We start from the raw sequence: 369 nt of genomic DNA, 5'->3' as shown, positions 1-369 counted from the left end.
TGTGGATTGCACTATTTGTCTTTATGCTTGTAGTAATCTCAAACGCTAATTTGTTTGTAGGTTGTTTATTTGCAGGGATGATTACTTTGTTAAGTTTGTTAGAAGATTTTACAAAGAAAGAAGGCGCTAGGCATGAACGAGTTAGCAAATCTTGACAGCTATTTAACTGACCCTGATTATGCTAAACCACCTTATGAAGCGCCAATTGATGAGGAGGATGAAGATGAGTAAATCTACCTTAGAAATGAGTCATCAAGAATGGCTTGAAGACCGCAAGAAAGGAATCGGCGGTTCAGATGTTGCAACCGTACTTGGCTTGAACAAATACAAATCTCCTTATCAATTGTGGCTTGAGAAAACGGGTCAAAT

1 protein-coding gene is annotated in these 369 nt (G+C 38.2%); it reads left to right on the top strand.

The features are described from left to right. Positions 1–223: 223 nt before the first annotated feature. Positions 224–369, top strand: a 146-nt coding sequence (locus DVW83_RS14915) for a YqaJ viral recombinase family protein (RefSeq protein WP_174784299.1), incomplete at its 3' end; no start/stop codon positions are given.

Origin of the sequence: Enterococcus sp. VV15 (genome assembly GCF_005236045.1) — a bacterium.
GTDB lineage: Bacteria > Bacillota > Bacilli > Lactobacillales > Enterococcaceae > Enterococcus_B > Enterococcus_B durans.
This window is presented reverse-complemented; position numbering and strand designations above follow the sequence as displayed.